This window comes from Accumulibacter sp. (assembly GCF_032229525.1).
Taxonomy (GTDB): Bacteria; Pseudomonadota; Gammaproteobacteria; order Burkholderiales; family Rhodocyclaceae; genus Accumulibacter.
Genome location: NZ_JAVTWB010000042.1, coordinates 1 through 17523, shown reverse-complemented (window position 1 = coordinate 17523; position 17523 = coordinate 1). Strand labels below are relative to the sequence as shown.

17 protein-coding genes and 1 pseudogene are annotated in these 17523 nt (G+C 63.7%); 7 read left to right on the top strand and 11 right to left on the bottom strand.

The window, feature by feature from the left end; all coding sequences use genetic code 11:
• The 5 genes from RUW20_RS02960 to RUW20_RS02940 all read right to left on the bottom strand — a co-directional run.
• Positions 1–553: DegT/DnrJ/EryC1/StrS family aminotransferase (locus tag RUW20_RS02960; RefSeq protein ID WP_313950705.1), on the bottom strand; the 553-nt coding region annotated here is incomplete at its 3' end.
• Positions 550–1641, bottom strand: coding sequence for a CDP-glucose 4,6-dehydratase (gene rfbG / locus RUW20_RS02955; RefSeq protein ID WP_313950704.1), 1092 nt, complete (start codon positions 1639–1641; stop codon positions 550–552). The genes RUW20_RS02960 and rfbG, both read right to left, overlap by 4 nt.
• On the bottom strand, positions 1638–2408 hold the full coding sequence (rfbF, locus tag RUW20_RS02950) for a glucose-1-phosphate cytidylyltransferase (RefSeq protein ID WP_313950703.1): 771 nt from the start codon (positions 2406–2408) through the stop codon (positions 1638–1640). The genes rfbG and rfbF overlap by 4 nt, the downstream gene beginning before the upstream one ends.
• A gap of 197 nt (positions 2409–2605) precedes the next feature.
• Entirely contained in the window at positions 2606–5143 is a 2538-nt protein-coding gene (locus tag RUW20_RS02945; protein ID WP_313950702.1) for a DEAD/DEAH box helicase, read from the bottom strand.
• Positions 5144–5426: 283 nt separating this feature from the next.
• Positions 5427–6608, bottom strand: coding sequence for an ATP-binding protein (locus RUW20_RS02940; RefSeq protein ID WP_313950701.1), 1182 nt, complete (start codon positions 6606–6608; stop codon positions 5427–5429).
• A gap of 302 nt (positions 6609–6910) precedes the next feature.
• Here RUW20_RS02940 and RUW20_RS02935 point away from each other — a divergent pair, with 302 nt between their 5' ends.
• Both RUW20_RS02935 and RUW20_RS02930 read left to right on the top strand, forming a co-directional pair.
• On the top strand, positions 6911–7165 hold the full coding sequence (locus RUW20_RS02935) for a hypothetical protein (protein WP_313950700.1): 255 nt from the start codon (positions 6911–6913) through the stop codon (positions 7163–7165).
• A 39-nt stretch (positions 7166–7204) separates the two neighbouring features.
• Positions 7205–7669 (top strand): hypothetical protein, encoded by a 465-nt coding sequence (locus tag RUW20_RS02930; protein ID WP_313950699.1) that lies wholly within the window; start codon positions 7205–7207, stop codon positions 7667–7669.
• Positions 7670–7862: 193 nt separating this feature from the next.
• On the opposite strand, the gene RUW20_RS02925 is transcribed toward RUW20_RS02930, so the two are convergent.
• From RUW20_RS02925 to RUW20_RS02905, 5 genes and pseudogenes are all read right to left on the bottom strand, one after another.
• Complete coding sequence (locus RUW20_RS02925) at positions 7863–8729, bottom strand: PEP-CTERM sorting domain-containing protein (RefSeq protein WP_313950698.1); 867 nt, start codon at positions 8727–8729, stop codon at positions 7863–7865.
• A 198-nt stretch (positions 8730–8927) separates the two neighbouring features.
• Positions 8928–9869 (bottom strand): sulfurtransferase, encoded by a 942-nt coding sequence (locus tag RUW20_RS02920; protein ID WP_313950697.1) that lies wholly within the window; start codon positions 9867–9869, stop codon positions 8928–8930.
• A gap of 95 nt (positions 9870–9964) precedes the next feature.
• Positions 9965–11697 (bottom strand): annotated as a pseudogene (locus RUW20_RS02915) (N-acyl-D-amino-acid deacylase family protein).
• Positions 11694–11969 (bottom strand): hypothetical protein, encoded by a 276-nt coding sequence (locus RUW20_RS21605; protein ID WP_409559289.1) that lies wholly within the window; start codon positions 11967–11969, stop codon positions 11694–11696. The pseudogene RUW20_RS02915 and the gene RUW20_RS21605 overlap by 4 nt, the downstream one beginning before the upstream one ends.
• Positions 11970–11974: 5 nt before the next feature.
• Entirely contained in the window at positions 11975–12169 is a 195-nt protein-coding gene (locus tag RUW20_RS02905) for a DUF1059 domain-containing protein (RefSeq protein ID WP_313950696.1), read from the bottom strand.
• A gap of 157 nt (positions 12170–12326) precedes the next feature.
• On the opposite strand from RUW20_RS02905, the gene RUW20_RS02900 reads away from it, so the two are divergent.
• A complete protein-coding gene (locus RUW20_RS02900; protein ID WP_313950695.1) occupies positions 12327–13427 on the top strand; it encodes a LuxR C-terminal-related transcriptional regulator in 1101 nt (366 codons plus the stop codon).
• A gap of 48 nt (positions 13428–13475) precedes the next feature.
• On the opposite strand, the gene RUW20_RS02895 is transcribed toward RUW20_RS02900, so the two are convergent.
• Positions 13476–14375: a recombination-associated protein RdgC gene (locus RUW20_RS02895; protein WP_313950694.1), complete on the bottom strand. Its 900-nt coding sequence runs from the start codon at positions 14373–14375 to the stop codon at positions 13476–13478.
• A gap of 149 nt (positions 14376–14524) precedes the next feature.
• Between RUW20_RS02895 and RUW20_RS02890 the strand changes: the two genes are divergently transcribed.
• From RUW20_RS02890 to trpS, 4 genes are all read left to right on the top strand, one after another.
• The gene (locus RUW20_RS02890; RefSeq protein WP_409559288.1) at positions 14525–15367 is read left to right on the top strand and encodes a 3',5'-nucleoside bisphosphate phosphatase; all 843 of its coding nucleotides are present in this window, start codon (positions 14525–14527) and stop codon (positions 15365–15367) included.
• A 15-nt stretch (positions 15368–15382) separates the two neighbouring features.
• Positions 15383–16009 carry an L-threonylcarbamoyladenylate synthase gene (locus tag RUW20_RS02885; protein WP_313950693.1) on the top strand — a complete coding sequence of 209 codons (627 nt, stop codon included), beginning with the start codon at positions 15383–15385 and terminating at the stop codon, positions 16007–16009.
• An 11-nt stretch (positions 16010–16020) separates the two neighbouring features.
• On the top strand, positions 16021–16674 hold the full coding sequence (locus RUW20_RS02880) for a site-2 protease family protein (protein ID WP_313950692.1): 654 nt from the start codon (positions 16021–16023) through the stop codon (positions 16672–16674).
• Between the two features lie 17 nt (positions 16675–16691).
• Positions 16692–17523: tryptophan--tRNA ligase (gene trpS / locus RUW20_RS02875; RefSeq protein WP_313950691.1), on the top strand; the 832-nt coding region annotated here is incomplete at its 3' end.

Here is a 17523-nt window from a genome sequence, read left to right as displayed (position 1 = left end):
CGTGTTTGCGGGCGATCCGGCAGACCTCCCGCAGGTCAAAGGGGTTGCCGAGGGTATGTGCAAGCATGATTGCTCGCGTCCGGCTGGAGATCGCATTCTCGATTTGGGCCACGTCGATGTTGTAGGTCGGCAGGGTGACGTCGACGAAAACCGGCACACAGCCATTCTGGAGAATTGGATTGATGGTGGTCGGAAAGCCGGCGGCAACCGTGATCACTTCGTCACCAGGCTTGATGGCGCGTTCGCCGAGGTTCGGCGAGGTGAGCGCACTGAAGGCCAGCAGGTTGGCCGAAGAACCCGAATTGGTGGTCAGCACGTGCTCGACATCGAGAAAATGGCCAAGTCGCTGCTCGAATTCAGTGTTGAAGCGGCCGGTAGTCAGCCAGCCGTCCAACACGGCGTCGACCATGTGGCGCAGCTCGCCAGCGCCGATGACCTTGCCGGCGGCCGGCACCGTGCTTTCGCCAGGGTGGAAGGTGGTGGCGGGGCGCGCCGCGTTGGCATGGCGTTCGACAAGATCGAGGATCTGTTCTCTCAGTGGGTCAGTGTTCATGTGGTGCCTGATCTTCCTGCTTGACGGCAGTAGTCGTTGATCTGTTGTCGGGAAATGGCGGCCATGTCTGCGTCGTGCGAATGTGCCCGGTACCAGTCGACGGTCATGCGCAGAGCGCTATCGAGCGACCAGACTGGATGCCAGCCCAGCGCCGCGATCGCTTTCGACGCATCAAGCCGCAGGTGGTGCGCCTCGTGGGGGTGAGATGTCCCGTCGCCGGTCCAGGCGGCGCCGTCACTCCAGATGCCGACCAGCACCTGCAGTACCTGCTCGACGCTGTGCGTGCTGTCTTCGGCAGGGCCGAAGTTCCACGCTTCGGCGAAGCTCGGTCCCTGTCGATGCAGTTGTTCGGCCAGCATCAGGTAGCCGGCAAGCGGTTCGAGGACGTGCTGCCATGGCCGAATGGCCCCCGGATGCCGCACCTGCAGCGGACGCCGATCGAGAAAGGCGCGTATCGCATCCGGAATCAGTCGATTCGCCGACCAGTCGCCGCCGCCGATGGCGTTGCCGGCGCGTGCAGTGGCCAGCGCAGTACCGTGTCTGGCGTGATCGGCGGGTGCAAAGAAGGAATGGCGATAGGCCGCGGTGACCAACTCGGCGCAGCCCTTGCTGCTGCTGTAGGGGTCGACGCCGCCGAGCGGGTCGTCTTCGCGGTAGGCCTGCCCCGATTCGCGGTTGTCGTAGCACTTGTCGCTGGTGACGACGACGACGGCGCGTATCCCGGTGGTCTGACGGACGGCGTCGAGGAGGTTCACCGTTCCCATGACGTTGGTCGCGTAGGTCTCGGCGGGGTGAGCGTAGGACGGCAGAATTTCCGCTTGCGCCGCGAGATGGAATACCACTTCCGGTCGATGTCTGGCGAACGCTGCGCCTAGCCGTTCCGCATCCCTGATGTCGGCGAGAATAGACACCATCTGCCGCGCGACGCCGGCGACTTCGAAGAGGTTGGGCTGCGTTGCCGGCGGCAGGGCGTAACCGATCACTTCGGCACCCATGCCCTGCAGCCACAAGGAAAGCCAGCTGCCCTTGAAGCCGGTATGACCGGTAATCAGAACGCGCCGGCCCTTCCAGAACGCTGGCTGAATCACCAGCTTTTCCAAGGCGCTGCGCCCGAGGCCCAGAGTTCTTCGAGATGGTTTTTGTCGCGCAGCGTGTCCATCGCTTGCCAGAAGCCGTCATGCCGCCACACGGCCAGCTGCCCGGTCTGTGACAGTCGTTCGACCGGTCCTGCTTCCCACATACAGGAGTCGCCAGTGATGAGATCGAGTACGCTGGGGTTGATGACGAAGAAGCCGCCGTTGATCCATCCGCCGTCGCCGCGAGGTTTCTCGCAGAAAGCGATGACGCGATCATCCGCCAGCTCAAGGGCGCCAAAACGCCCTGGCGGGGTAACTGCCGTGACCGTCGCGCTCACCCTTTGCTGGCGATGGAAGGCAATCGCTCCACTGATGTCGACGTTGCCGAGACCGTCCCCGTAGGTAAAGCAGAACGATTCCTCGTTGGCGACATGAGCACGAACTCGCCGCAGTCTGCCGCCCGTCTGCGTGGCATCGCCGGTGTCGACCAGCGTTACTCGCCAGGGCTCGGCGTGACGCTCGTGCACTTCCATCGCGTTGGTCGCCATGTCGAAGGTGACATCCGAGGTATGCAGGAAGTAGTTGGCGAAATACTCCTTGATCACATAGCCCCGGTAGCCCAGACAAATCACGAAGTCATTGATGCCGTGGCTGGCATAGATCTTCATGATGTGCCAGAGGATCGGTTTGCCACCAATTTCGACCATTGGTTTGGGCCGGATGGTCGTTTCTTCCGCCAGGCGGGTGCCCATGCCACCGGCCAGGATGACGGCTTTCATGAGCGGGCGGGCCGCGTCAAGCGGGGGCCGCCGCTCGCGGGTGTTTCGCTGTGGGCGAGGCTACGGTTTCGCATTGACGGTGTGGGCAACATGAGACAAAGAGTATCGCGATCAATTGCTGCACGCCAAGCGAGCGACGCCGCGCTTTGACCAGGTCGATCGCCGGCAACAGCTCCCCGCTTGCGCATGCGCCGCTTTCACTTTCGCTTGCCCAGCAGCTTCAGCAGGCTGTCGGCGAGGTTGTGCACGGTTTGTGGATCCGGCACTGGCAGCCTGAGATAGCGCTGGCCGGTTTGTGGATCGGTTTGCAGCAAGCTCGATTCACGCTCGCCTTGCGACGCTGCCGCCAGTTCACCGAGCAACTGTGCGCCAACCGCCAGCAGCGGCGCCCACGGGTCGGCGGCGCCCGGCGTCCTGGTTTCGGTCGTGGTCACCGCGGGTTCTTCGGCCGCGGCAGCGGGCTCGGCGGCGGACGTGGTCTGGGGCTCGCTTGCCGCTGCCGGCGCTGGGGCGGCAGCGGCCGGATGGTCGTCCGCTGCTTCATCTGCATCGCTGTCACTGGTGGCCGCGAGCGGCGGGGTGTCGTGGCGGTCGTCTTCACCGGCCGCCTGGCTTTCGACTGCGCCGGCCACCTGTTCCACCGTCTCCATGAACTTCGACAGCTTTGTGCCGTGCAGGACAACCTCGCTTTCGCCGCCGTCGAGAACCCCGGCGAACAGCGATTGCTTGAAGGCCAGCACCGACAGCATGCCTTCTTCGATGGTTCCACGGGCGACGAAGTTGATCACCTGGACGCCGCGCGTCTGGCCCATTCGGTGCACGCGACCGATGCGTTGTTCGAGCACTGCCGGATTCCACGGCAGATCCATGTTGATCACTACCGCCGCGGCGTGCTGCAGGTTGAGGCCGACGCCGCCGGCATCGGTGCTGAGAAAGGCCCGGCACTCGGGATCCTGGTTGAAGCGGTCGACCAGGGCGCCCCGCTTGTCGCCCGGGACGCCGCCGTGGAACAGCACATGCTGCCAGCCGCGCTCGTTCAGCCGCCGGATGATCAACTCGTGCGTGCGCAACCACTGGCTGAAGATCACCACCTTGGCCTGCGGGTCGTCAAGGATGTCGTCGAGTAGCGCGGCCAGTTCGTCGGCCTTGTAGCCGTAGTCGGTTTCGTGGTCCAGCAGGAAAGTGCTGTTGCACGACATGCGCATGTTTTGCATGGAGCAGCGCAGGCGCAACTGGTCTTTCTCGGAGAGGAAGCCGGTGTGACGCCAGCGATGGACGATGCGCGCGACGATGGCGCCGTTCTCATCGTGGTGAAGAGCTTGCTGTGCTGTCATCGGCACGAACAGCGTGTTGTCGACGCGCTCGGGCAGTTGTTCGAGCACCGCCGCCTTACGCCGGCGCAACATGATCGGCGCCAGTGTCTGGCCGATCTGCTGCAGATTGCGGTAGCCGATCACGCGGCCGCGCTCGTCGCGCTGCTGATGTTCGTCGAGCAGGCGCCAGGTCGGCCCGAGGCGGTGCTGATCGACAAACTGGACGATCGAGATCAGTTCTTCGAGGCGGTTCTCGAGCGGGGTGCCGGTGAGCACCAGCGCATAGGGACTGTCGATGCGCTTCAAGGCACGGGCGGCGATAGTGTTCCAGTTCTTGATCCGCTGGGCTTCGTCGACGATCACCACGTCCGGCGCCCATCCCTGGATCAGGTCGAGGTCGCGGCCCAGGGTCTCGTAGTTGGTGATCTTGCAGAAGTCGTCCTGCGCGTAGCGTGCCTGGCGGACGGCGCGCAGGCCGCCAATCACCGTTGCGCGGCGCTCGCTGAAGCGCGCGATCTCGCGTTCCCATTGGTGCTTGAGCGAGGTCGGGCAGACGATCAGCACACGCTCGACGGCGAAGTGACGGGCGAAGATTTCCATCGCGGCGATTGCCTGCACGGTCTTGCCCAGGCCCATCTCGTCGCCGATCAGGGCGCGGCCGGCGCGCACCGCGAACAAGGCACCCTCGCGCTGGTACGGATACAGCGCCACCTTGAGCAGTGCCTGCAGCCCGGGGCTGTCGGCGCCGATCGGGTAGAGCGCGGCCAGCGCTTGCCGGCGCGCTTCGCCGTCGCGGACTTCGGCAATGAAAGCGAGTGCGTCGTCATGGCAGCGCAAGTCGTGCCCGGTGCTGCGTAGGCTATCGATGAAGGCCGGGAGCGAGGTAAAGTCCGCGGGCGATAGCTGCCAGCCGCGGGCCGGATCGAAGAGGCGGCCTACCGCCGGCTGTAGTTCGGCGGGAAACGCGTTAGCGAGGCGCAGGCGTACGCGCCGCTGGCCCGAATAATCGAGAAAGAGTTCGCTGAACGCCCCCTGAAAACCAGCTTCGAGAGCATTCTTGCCCGCTGGCTCGGTGGTGATCTGGCCGAGAGTGAACTCGATGTGCTTGCAGGTGCCGAGATCGTTGGTCGCGAAGTCGGGGCAGGTGCAGTAATTGTCGCCGGGCTGCGCACCGCGGATGGCGACCCGATAGCGTCGGCTGCTGTCAGGGTTGAAGACCGCGAAATCGGAGAAGACCGGATCGTTGCCAAGGTTCTCGAGAGCGAAGCGTTGCTCGCGGCCGAACTGTCGGCGTAGTGCTCGCTGCCAATCATCTACTGGCAGGTCTGCCGGTTTGCGCTGGCGTGACAGGCGTGGCTCGGCGGCGCCGCGGGAGGAAGTCTTGCGGCCCTTGTTGCTGGTTTGTCCGGAGGTCTTGGTCATGGCGTCGGTAGGTGTGGTGCTGGCGCAGGGCTTCGCGAAGCGTTTGCGGTCAGCGGAGCGTGGGTTCTGCTGGGACGCTGACGATTATAACGCCGGTGGTAAGCGCTTCTGGAAGGCGAAGGCGTTGGCCATCCGTAGGGGCTGTCAACCGTTCTGAATTCATACAATCCGATGATCGGATCGGCAGTTTGTATAAGTGGCGCGGCGCGCTGTGCGCGAAGGCAGGCAAATCGGGAAGGCCGGATCGTCGCCGCGCCCCCGGGGCGCCAGCGCCTGGCTGTGCCTATTCAAGTGCGACGTCGATGGCGCTTGCAGGGACAGCGGTGATCCCCTCGCTCAAGGGCCAGGGAGCGCCTTCGCCATGGCAGATGACGTAAAGCTGTTCCAGACCGAGCACGTCGCGGGCGGATCGCATGGCGGCCGTCACTTTCGGGGAGCTGCTGAGCTTGACTTCAAAGCCCACGCGTTTGCCGTCTTTGACAATCAGCAAGTCCAACTCGGCGCCCGTATGCACGCCCCAGAAAAAAGCTTCATCCCGCCGTGCGCCGCTGCGGCGGATGATTTCGCGCACCATCAGGCCTTCCCACGATGCGCCACACTTTGGGTGGGCACGCAAGTTTTCGACATCGCCAATCCCCAGCAGGCTGTGCAAGATGCCGGTGTCAGAAAGGTAGACCTTGGGCGCTTTCACCTCCCGTTTGCCGAGGTTTGTGTGCCAGGGTAGTAGGCGGTACGCCATGTAGGTGCCTTCCAGGATGTCGAGATAGCGGCCGACAGTCTTGTCGCTCACCCCCAGCGAGCGAGCAAGTTCGCTGCTGTTCCACGTTTGACCGTGGTAGTGCGCGAGCATGGTCCAGAATCGACGCAAGCTTAGCGCGGGCAGGTTAATGCCGAGTTGCGGCAGGTCACGTTCGAGATAGGTGCGGATAAAAGCGTCCCGCCACGCGCGACTCGCGGCCAAATCCCTGGCCAGTAAGGCACGCGGAAAACCGCCGCGCAGCCAGCGGGTGTCCAGCCAGTTCGCGGTGAGCTCAGGCAGATCACCCGCCGTCGTCAATTCATCCAGTCCAAGGCCGTCGAGTTCCTGAAACACGACGCGACCGGCCAGCGTCTCTGCTGCGTGTCGCAGCAGCTCCGGCGCGGCACTACCCAGGATCAGGAAGCGGGCCGGGACATTGGCGCGGTCAGCCAGGACCCGCAGTAGTGGGAAGATGTCCGGTCGCATCTGGATTTCGTCCAGAATCACCAACCCCGTCAGCGGGCGCAGCACGAAGGCGGGGTCGGCGAGTCGTGCTTGATCGTCGGGATCTTCGCAGTCGAAGTGCCTGACGGGACCGTGCCAGGTCGTCGCAAGCTGCCGTGCGAGGGTCGTTTTTCCCACTTGGCGGGCCCCCAGGCGGGCAAGCACCGGGACCTGTGGCAGGCCTTTGGTCAGGCGATCAAGATGAGCCGAGCGTGGGATCATGCTCGAATTTGCCATGAAATATCGGAGTGCGAACCCGAGATTTCATGCTGTCTTGCGGTTTGGCGGGAGGGTGATTTCATTTTTAGGCGAGCATTCGTTCGGCGAGCGGGTAGGCTTTCGGGTGTGCCACCACGCTGTCGGGCGGGTTGCCGCTGTCGTTGACGCGCGGGAAGCCGGCGGTTATCTCGAAGGTCTTGTTACGAAGCTATGCCCTGGGCTTCCCTGCGCAGGGCTCTGTGGGTGGACCCTTGCTCTGGATAGGGGCAGCCGAGTCCGGAAATCGTATCAACACCAACGGCGCCATGGAGAAGGCGATCGACTTCCTGGTTTTCCCCAAGGTGGTCAATCGCCTGATGCGCTTCGGCCGGGTCGACGCGACGCTTGTTGCATTGCAAGGCGGTGAGCACCATCGTGTCGAGCGGCCGCGTCGTCCGTCGAGCAGAAGAGCGTTCAGTGACGAGGGGAGGAGCACAGATGAAGCGCTCTGCGCCGATTGGCGCCTCAGGGTAGCGATAAAAAGATTGTTTGGTGCACCGCACCAACTGCTGCTATATTGAAGACTGTTGATTGTTTTTTTACGGTTCCACAGAAGCGGTATGTATATCGTAGATGATCCGACGCTGGCGCTGATTGCCCGCTTTGTGGGCGACTCCTCGCGTGAGCCCGTCGCCGATAAGGAGTTCTTTCGCCGGCAGGTCGCGGCGATCGAAGAGTACGTCGAGCGTTTTCCAGAAGCTGAGCGGGAGTCGCGGGCCCTGGCCTGGATCGAGGCCAACGCCAAGCAATACCGCCAGCAGTGGCAGAAACAGACGGCGATTGTCGTCCTGGCAACAGTACGCTGTCCAGATTGCCCGCTTTCCGGCGGGGACGAGCGAAGCCCTTGTGCAATCCACACCCATTGGCTGGAACTCTTGCAGCGCTACGCCACCGGTGACCTCTCGTCGCACGATTACGTGCAAAAAAGCCTGGCACTACTGGCGGCACACAAGGACGGGCTGAAGGTGAGTCATCTCCGCGAGCCCGTGCGCTGGCTCAATCCGGCTGCATCTTGCCGTAATTGACGCCGCCGGATATTCGCCCTGCCACAGGTGGGTCGAGAGGGGCCGCCTGCCTTTCGGCCATCCGGCGTTGGTCGTGTGCGGTGCACCAATGGCGCCAACGCAAGAACCCAAGACAGGTTTCTGCAGCCGCATTCGGCGGCGCAGCACAGCGGCGGGTTGCCCCGAGTGTGTATGCCGCCTATTCGACCCCAGGCTACAAAGCGGCCGTCGCGCTGATCGCGTTTTTCGCTCGCCGGCGCGATGCCCCTGCCAGTGCGCCCAGTGCCAATGCTGCCAGCGCCAGCGTGCCGGGTTCTGGCACCGGGACAAAGCCGCCATTGCCAACGTTCACCACGCCTGCCAAGGTCGTTGCGTTGCCAGCGGCGTCGGTGTCGACAACGTTCAGGCCGCCAATCAGCCCGAAAGAGTTGTGCGTCGGGTCGTTCAGATCGCCTGCGGTCAGTCCCAGCCCCAGGCCGTAGGCCGTGGGCGTGAAGGGTGGCGATGCGCCGATCGAGGTGACGTTGACCGGGAGATAACCAAAGAGATCGGGGGCAGTAGCACCGGCCATCAGGTTGGCGCCACACGGATAGCACTCGGAGGAGGCGAACAGTCCGCCGCCGGCGTTGATGAACGCGGCGATGTCTGTTTTGCGAGCGATCAGCGCGTCGAGCTCGGCGCGCGTCAAGGTGCCGCCGAACGATGAGGCGATGGCAATCGCCGTGTAGTTGCTCAGAACGGCGGTGGCAAAACCAGCGGCATCGACGATGTCGTAGTCAACCGCACTGGCCCCGACGTCGTCGAGAGAGTTGTAGCCCTTGACGTGACCGCCGGGCGCCGCGATCGCGGATTCAACCCACAGAAATTTGGTCGACGCCAGATTGTCGTTATAGCTACCGCCGGTAACGAAGGACAGCGCTTTAGCGAGCAGGTTGCCGGCATTGCCAAGTCCCGGTTGCGTGTGGAAGTCGGGGTCGTGACCAGTCAGGAACACCGGGCCGGCCGTTGCCGCGCTCGACAGTGGCAGCGCGATCGCCGCGGCGACGGCAAGTGAAAACATCTTGATCGACGGAAATTGCATGGAGTTCTCCTTGTTGTTGGACGATGCGGGACGTCAGGCTGGGAGAATGCAAAAGTCGTGCCGGATCTTCCGTTGGCCTGTAAGAAATGGCTTAACAACCTGATTTTGCGACTGAATCGTTCTGCCAGCCGGAGCGGAGCTGAGCGTCCGGAGTAGGCCTATGTAAAATTATCCGACACCATGAGCGGCTCCGTCTCGTCACGCACTGCCGGCGCAAGGCCTCCCTCCGGCCGGCAAGCTGGGGTCGGCGCTCCACTCCGCCCATGATCCGTCGTCGAGCCGAACATCCTCATGGCCGAGGAGCTTGAGGGCCAGGAGCCCACAGGCGCCGGCGTAGCCGCGGCCGCCGTAGGTGATCAGCGGTCGATTGGGCACGACGGCCGCGGTGCGATAGAGATTGCGCAAGGTTTCCCGTGAGCTGAAAGTGAATGAGCGACCGCTGGCCAGCAATTGCTCGCGTTCGGCCGCACTGGCGTCGGCGAGCGCGGGATCGATGTTCGCCAGATAGGGAACGTTAACCGCCCCCGGGATGTGCCCGGAGCGTTGTCCCCAGAGATGGCGGTCGTCACTGCCGCGGTACAACTCCTGGTTCAGGCAGTCGACCACGATGGTCGCGCGGTCGTCAAGCGCTGCCAGAACATCGTCCCTGGTGGCCAGCCACGCCGGGCGAGGGCGTGACTGGAACAGCGCTGCCTGCGGAACCGGTACGTCGGTGGCTAGCGGACGTCCTTCGGCGCGCCATTCGCGCAGGCCACCATCGAGAACGCGCACCTGATCGTGACCATAGTAGGACAAGGCCCACCACAGTCTGGCCGAAGCCAGGGGCAGTCCCATGTTGTCATAAGCCACGACCAGTGTGTCCTTGCCGATGCCGAGGCGCCCCATCGCCGCCGCGAACTGCTCTGGCGGCGCCAGCATGTCGGGCACGGGGTGGCGCGCATCGGACAGGTCGCCAATCATCCCCACAAAAACCGCGCCGGGAATGTGGCCTGCCAGATAAGCTTCGTGGTCGTCAAAGCTGATGCCGCGGCCGTTCTCGTAGCGTGAGCGCCAACGCACATCGACGATCCGCACCTTCGGGTCGTCGATGTGCGCTGCCAGCCATTCCGTGCTGACCAGAGGGGACGAGTCGAATTCCATGGCGCGTTTCCTTTCGGGCAGAATCGGTCAACAGGTCGTGGACCTGACGCGCTCTTGCGGCAGCGCCTCGAGGCCCGCAGCGAGCGACTTCAACTTCAATGTGCCGCCGCCTGCGGCCCGCGTACCAGTCGTCCGGGCAGCGCGCCGGTCGCCACCCCGCCGCGATGGACGATGGCGCCGTTGACCAGGGTGGCCGAGTAGCCATCGGCGCGCTGCACCAAGCGCCGGCCGCCGGCAGGCAGGTCGTATACCACCTCAGGGGCGTGCAGCTGCAGACGATCGAGATCGATGACGTTCAGATCGGCCTTGTAGCCGACGGCGATCAGGCCCCTGTCGAGAAGCCCCACCGCACGCGCAGTATCGTGGCTGAGCGATTTCACGACCTGCGGCAGAGGCAGGCGCTCGCCGCGGCTGCGGTCGCGCACCCAGTGCGTGAGCATGAAGGTCGGATCGCTGCCGTCGCAGATGGTGCCGCAGTGCGCGCCACCGTCGCCGAGGCCAAGGACAGCGCCCGGGTGTTGCATCATCGCCAGCGACGAATCGAGCGAGCCGTACTCGTAGTTGCACAAGGTGACGTAGAGGTTGTTCCGGCCGCCGCGTTCCAGCATCAGGTCGTAGACCAGCTCTTCCGGCGTCACGCCGGCGCGCCTTGCCTGAGCGGCGATGCTCTGCTCGAAAGGCTGTTCATAGTCGGGTGGGTCGCCAAGAATGAACATGTGGTCGAACTCGCGCGCCAGTCGGCCAAGCACGATGGTCGGATCGGGGTCGGCGGACTCGGCCAAGATGCGCGCCTTCAGCTCAGGGTTCCCGAGGGCCTGGATGCGTTCCGCGAACGGCAGGCCGGCCAGATCCTTGTAGGACTCGCAGGTGTAGAAGGTATTGAGCGTCAGCTCGTGCCCGAGCAGGACGCCGATCGCGCGGCTGAGCACCTGCGCCTTGATCGGCAGGCCAGCCTCCGTGGCCGCAGCCGCCCAGTCGAGCACCTCGCGCCAGCGCAGGGTCATCGGACCGTAGCTGCCTTCGAGCAGCGATACCGACAAGGGTCGGCCCGAGCGTTCGACCACTCGCCGCAACAAGGCCATGGTCTGGTCCGGATCGTCGAAGTCGGTGATCAGTTGCAGCGCACCCTTGCCGGCTTCCTTCAAGGCCAGCGCCAGCGCCAGAAACTCCTCCTCGGCGGCTTCGAAGCTGGGCGTCGATTTGCCGTCGCTGGAGCGATGAAAGAAGGTGCGTGAGGTCGACACCCCCATCGCACCGGCTTGCACCCCTTCGCGAACGATGCGCTTCATTTGCTGCAGGTCCTCGACGCTGGCTGGCTCGCGGTCGGCTCCGCGCTGCCCCATGACGTAGACCCTGACCGGGGCATGCGGAATGTAGCCGCAGACATCCATGTCGTACTTGCGGCTGGCCAGGACATCGAGGTATTGGGGAAGGTCTCCCAGGTCCAGGGCAGACCTTCCACCAGTACCGGGTGCGGGATATCCTCGACGCCCTCCATCAGCCTGATCAGCAGCTCGTGCTGGTCTGGTCGGCACGGCGCGAAGCCGACGCCGCAGTTGCCCATGAGCACCGTCGTCACGCCATGGTAAGAGGAGGGTATCAGGCGATTTTCTCAGGTCGCCTGCCCATCGTAGTGGGTGTGGATGTCGACGAAGCCGGGAGTCACTACCTGCCCGCTGCCGTCGATTTCTGCGGGTGCCCGTTGCATGCGCCCGCCGACCTGGACGATCCGCCCGCTCGAAATCGCGATATCGGCTTCGCCTGGCTCTGCCCCCGTTCCATCCACTACCAAGCCACCCCGTATCGCCAGGTCGATTTCGTGTGTCATGGCTCGTCCCCCTTCGGTGAAACGCTTGCGCGTTTTGACCGTTTTACGAGGACGGTGTTCAGCAGTCGATCGCGGTGGAGTGTGTCCTGTGGGCGTGCCTCGACGATCATCCAGGCGTCATCCGGTTTGAGCGACTGCAGGACGTGCGCCGAGGCGCCGACCGGGTCGCCCATGGCGTGCAGGCAGTCAAACAGCGCGACGAAATGGTAGTCCTCGCCCGGAAAATCCTTCGCCCGGGAAACCTCGAAATCGCAAGCTCCCTTCCGGCCCACGCCGGTCAGGCGTGCGGCGCCCCGTCCTTGAACAGCGTCCTCAGCGTGCTGCGCAGTTCTTCATTGTCCTGGTGTCCGTGAACTGCCACCGCGTGCTGCACTGCGGCTTCGAGCAGCTCCTTTTCCGAGTCCGCCCCGATGGCGACGGTGCAGTTCAATTCACTCGGGTATTCGCGGCAATCGATGTATTTGCGAGTCATGATCGTCTCCTTGGCTGTGCGGACAGCACCCTTGCATTGGCGTCGCTGTCGACTACTTTTTAGATGTGTTGGAGCAACCGGGAAATACGTAGGTCTACGTATCTTTCGCTGGCCTTGTGACGAGGTGCTCGACACTACGCTCAGGGGAGTGGTCACGATGGGACAAATCACGCAGCGCGACGCAACGGCAGCCATGCGAGCGCTCGCTTCAATCGGCTCGGGAAGCAGTGATCCGGAAACATTCGTGCGGCGCAGCCTGGCCGAGATCCCAGCGCTGGTCGCCTCCGAGCTCACGACCTTCAGCTTCTGCGATCTGGATGGGGGCCGGCGGACGGTGGTCAGCGATGTGCCGAATGCAATTTCCGACGACGACGTGGAGTGCTTCAACCGGCACTTTCGCGAACACCCCCTGGTTCGCTATCACGCAAGCCATCCGGACGGTGGATCGCACCGCATTTCCGATGCGCTGTCGCGCTACGAATTTCGTCACAGTGCGTTGTTTAATGACTACTACCGGCATCTCGGTCTCGACAGCGTGATCGCGGTGCCGCTCTACGTCGACCAACGCCGTCTCGTCAGCCTGGTCCTCAACCGTGGCAGGCGCGACTTCAGCGAGCGCGACCGTGAACTGCTCGACCTGCTACGGGGGCCATTGGCAGCGATGTTTCGCAACTCGCTGGAACTCGCGCGAGCGCATGCGGCGCTCCGCGAACTACGCACGGCGATGGAAAGCGACGGCTGGGCGATGATGGCCGTGAATGCCAGTCGGCAACTGGTCATGATTTCTGCGGGCGCGAATGCGCTGCTTGCCGCGTGGTGGCCGGGCGAGATCATTGTCGCCGGAACCTCGCTGCCGCAAAGGGTAGACACCTGGCTACGCCGCGAGGAGAAAGCCGTAGGCATCGCCGGTCGACGGGGGTTCTGCCCTTTGGCGCTGACCCGCGGATCACGCACAGTGAACGTCCGCGCCTTTCCCGACCCGGACTCACCGCACGACTATCTGCTCTTCATTCGTGAAAGCCGTGCCATGCAACGGTCGGATCCGTCACCAGGCTTTCGCCTTACTCCCCGCGAGCGCACGGTGCTCGCCTGGGTCGCTGCCGGCAAGACCAACCAGGACATCGCCACCATTCTCTGTGCCTCGGTTCGCACCATCGAGAAACATCTTGAGCACGTCTTTGCCAAGCTTGGCGTCGAGACACGCACTGCAGCGGTCATGCGAGCTTTGGCGTTGGCGGTGGTGGGCAAGCAGCGCTGAGCGCGCTGCCCGAGGTTCCCGCCGCCGTGTTCGCGACAGGACCGAAGACTAAGCCGCCGTCGCCGGCTCGCCGCCCAGTGCGGTAAGCAGATCGTCGAGCAGTTGCGCTACTTCGCCACTCATCAGGGTGAAGTCGATATCGAAGCGTTCGTCTTCGTTCTCGCTCTGGCCATCGGCCTGTTCCTTGAGGATGTCGAGGAAGGCCAGTCGCTTGACTTGCAGGTTGTCGTCGAGAACGAATGAAATACGGTCGTTCCAGGTCATCGCCAGACGGGTGACCACCTTGCCGGCAGCGATATGCTGGCGGATCTCTTCGCCTTCCAGGGTGTGCTTGACATAGCGCACGGTGGCCTTCTCGGCCGAGCGCAGTTCGAGATCCTGGTCGAGGGTGAAGCCGACCGGCGCTTCGCCACCGGCCACCCAGCCGGTCATCGCCGCCGAGGGCGATTGCGTGACCTTGAGCACTTTGGCCGGCACGCCGTCGACCGATTTGCGCAGATGTTCGAGGAATTCCTCGGCTTTTGCCGGCGAGGAAGAGTCGATCACCAGCCAGCCGTTGCTCCGGTCAATCCAGGCAAAAGTGCTGCGCTGGCGGATGAACGCGCGCGGCAGCAGTTCGACGGTCATCTCCTCCTGAATTTCGCGCATCTCCTTGCGGCCGATGCGGCGCCCTTCGCTTTCTTCGATGGCTTTCGCCTTGTCACTGGCAAAACGCTTGACGATCGAGGCTGGCAGCAGCTTTTCTTCGACGCCGAGCGCCAGCAGCCATTGCTGGTTGACCGCGTGAATCAGCGATCCGCCGTCACGCGGCGGGACCCAGCCGATACTGCGCGGGTCGGTTGCGGAGCACCCTTGCAGGGTCAGTTTGGCAAGTTGGTCTTCAATTTGGGCGGCGTCGACAGCCCAGTTTTTGGGAAGGCGGTAGAGGTAGAGGTTTTTGAACCACATGGGCGGCCTCGAAAAAGTCGGGGATTATAGGCCTGAATCGGCGCTGCAATCGTCTTGATGCCGACTACCAGCTTTGACCGTCGCGTGAGCTCGGGGGCTTCCGGCGCCTGTGCTATCATGCGTGGTTTACGATTTTCCGCTCGCCGACCTTGTCTCCTCCCGTGTTCAACTGCGATCTTCATTGTCATTCCACCTGTTCGGACGGTCTTCTGCCCGCGGCAGACGTCGCCCGTCGGGCCGCCGCCAATGGTGTGAACATGCTGGCGCTGACCGACCACGACAGCATCGACGGTCTGCCCGCGGCGCGGGCGGCAGCCGACGCGGCCGGCATGGCTTTGGTCAACGGCGTCGAAATCTCGATCGAGTGGGAGCGCCTCCAGATTCATGTTCTCGGCTACGCGTTCGACAGCGCTGATCAGGCGTTGAACGCAGGCTTGGGGAGTATCCGCTCCGGCCGTATCGAGCGCGCACGGCGGATGTCGGCGGAACTCGAGAAGGTCGGGATCGATGGCGCTTTCGATGGTGCGATGCGCCTGGCGGCCAATCCCAGCCTGGTCAGCCGCGCGCATTTCGGTCGCTATCTGGTCGAGCGTGGCGTGGCCAAGGATTTGCGCAGCGTCTTCGAGTCGTATCTGGTTCCCGGTCGGCCCGGCTATGTCGATCACCGCTGGGCGTCACTGGCCGATTCGCTGGGCTGGATCCTCGGCGCCGGCGGCGTTGCCGCGGTGGCGCATCCGGGGCGCTACAAGCTGTCGCGCACCGATATGCGGCGTTTTCTCGCCGAATACAAGGAGCTGGGCGGGCAGGCGATCGAAGTCGTGTCCGGCAGCCACACCCAGGAGCACGTCGATACCTTCGCGCGCCTGGCCAGGGAGTACGGTTTTCTGGCGTCGCGCGGTTCGGATTTTCACGGGCCGGGCGAGAGTTATTTTGATCTGGGTCAACTGGCCCCCTTGCCGGATGGGCTGAAGCCCATCTGGGAAGCATTCTAAGCCTGGGGGAGGGCAATGGCGCAGCACGTCTCTATTCATCCGGACAACCCGCAGCAAAGGCTGCTGCATCGGGCTGCGGAGATCGTTCGCCAGGGCGGCATCATCGCCTTGCCGACGGACTCCAGCTACGCCCTCGGCTGTCATCTGGGCGACAAGGCGGCGGTCGAACGCATTCGCAGTATCCGGGGGGTCGACGACCGCCATCTGTTGACACTGATGTGCCGCGACCTCTCGCAGATCGGCCAGTTCGCCCGTGTCGACAATGCGACCTATCGTTTGCTCAAGGCGACGACGCCGGGCAGCTACACCTTCATCCTCGAGGGTACGCGGGAATTGCCGCGTCGTGTCCTGCACCCGAAGCGGAAGACGATCGGTCTGCGGGTGCCGGCGCATGCGGTCACCCTGGCCTTTCTCGAGGAACTGGGCGAACCGCTGCTCACCTCGACCTTGATCATCGCCGGCGATGACGGGCCGCTGACCGAAGGCTGGGAAATCCAGGATCGGCTGGAAAACCAGCTTGAATTGATTCTTGACAGCGGCAACTGCGGCATCGAGCCGACCACCGTCGTCGACCTGACCGGCCCGCTGCCGGTGCTGGTCCGCGCCGGATTGGGGCCGCTGGCGCCCCTCGGACTGGATTAGGGAAGGCCCCCATGGAAGAACTGATTCAGACCATCGCCATCGCCGCCTTGCCGGTGATCCTGGCGATCACCCTGCACGAGGCCGCGCACGGCTACGCCGCGCGCCATTTCGGCGATCCGACGGCCTGGCAGGAGGGTCGGATCACCGCCAACCCGCTCAAGCACATCGACCCGGTCGGCACGATCCTGGTGCCGATCACCATCTTGCTGCTGTCCACCGGCGGCATCCTGTTTGGCTGGGCCAAGCCGGTACCGGTCAATTTTGGTCGCCTGCGTCAGCCGAAGCGCGACATGCTGTGGGTCGCGGCGGCCGGCCCGGCGGCGAATCTGGCAATGCTGCTGTTCTGGGCGACGCTGATGAAGCTGGCCGTGACGCTGCCGATCAATTTCTTCACCGTGCCAATGGCGCGCATGGCCGAGGTCGGCATCCTGGTCAACCTGGCGTTGATGGTGCTCAACCTCTTTCCGCTGCCACCGCTCGACGGTGGCCGTATCGCGATCAGCCTGCTGCCGCCCAAAGCCGCCTGGCGCTTTGCGCAGCTGGAGCGCTTCGGTTTCCCGATTCTCTTGTTGCTGCTATTCACCGGCATTCTCGGCAAGCTGCTGATGCCGGTGATGGGGCTGGTGATGGGCATGATCTACTTCATTTTTCAATTTTCCGCCTAAGCGTTCGGAGAGCGAAGATGTACGCAGAACGAGTCCTCTCCGGCATGCGCCCGACCGGCAGCCTGCACCTGGGTCACTACCACGGGGTCCTGAAGAACTGGATCCGGCTGCAGCACGAGCATCCCTGTCTGTTTTTCGTTGCCGACTGGCACGCGCTGACCACCCAATACGACGACCCGCAGGGCATTGTTGCGGCCTCATGGGACATGGTCATCGACTGGCTGGCGGCGGGTGTCGATCCCGCCCGGGCGATTCTGTTCATTCAGTCGCAGGTTCCCGAGCACGCCGAACTGCATCTGCTGCTGTCGATGATGACCCCGCTCGGCTGGCTGGAGCGCGTGCCGACCTACAAGGACCAGCAGGAAAAGCTGGAGAACAAGGATCTGTCGACCTACGGTTTTCTCGGCTATCCGTTGCTGCAGTCGGCCGATATCCTGATCTACCGTGCCGACAAGGTGCCGGTCGGTGAGGACCAGGTACCGCACATCGAGTTTTCGCGCGAGCTTGCGCGCCGCTTCAATCACCTCTATGGACGCGAAGTTGGTTTCGAGGAGAAGGCCAGGGAGGCGGTGAAGAAGCTGGGTTCGAAACGCGCCCGATCCTACACGCAACTGCGTACGCACTTCCAGCAGAACGGTGACAAGACGGCGATCGAGCGTGCGCATGCCCTGCTCGACGAAGTCAACGACCTCTCGCACGCCGACCGTGAGCGCCTCTGTGGCTACCTTGAAGGCACCGGCAAGATGATCCTCGTCGAGCCGGGAGCACTGCTCACCGCTGCCTCGCGGATGCCGGGGCTCGACGGCCAGAAGATGTCGAAGTCCTACGGCAACACGATCACCCTGCGCG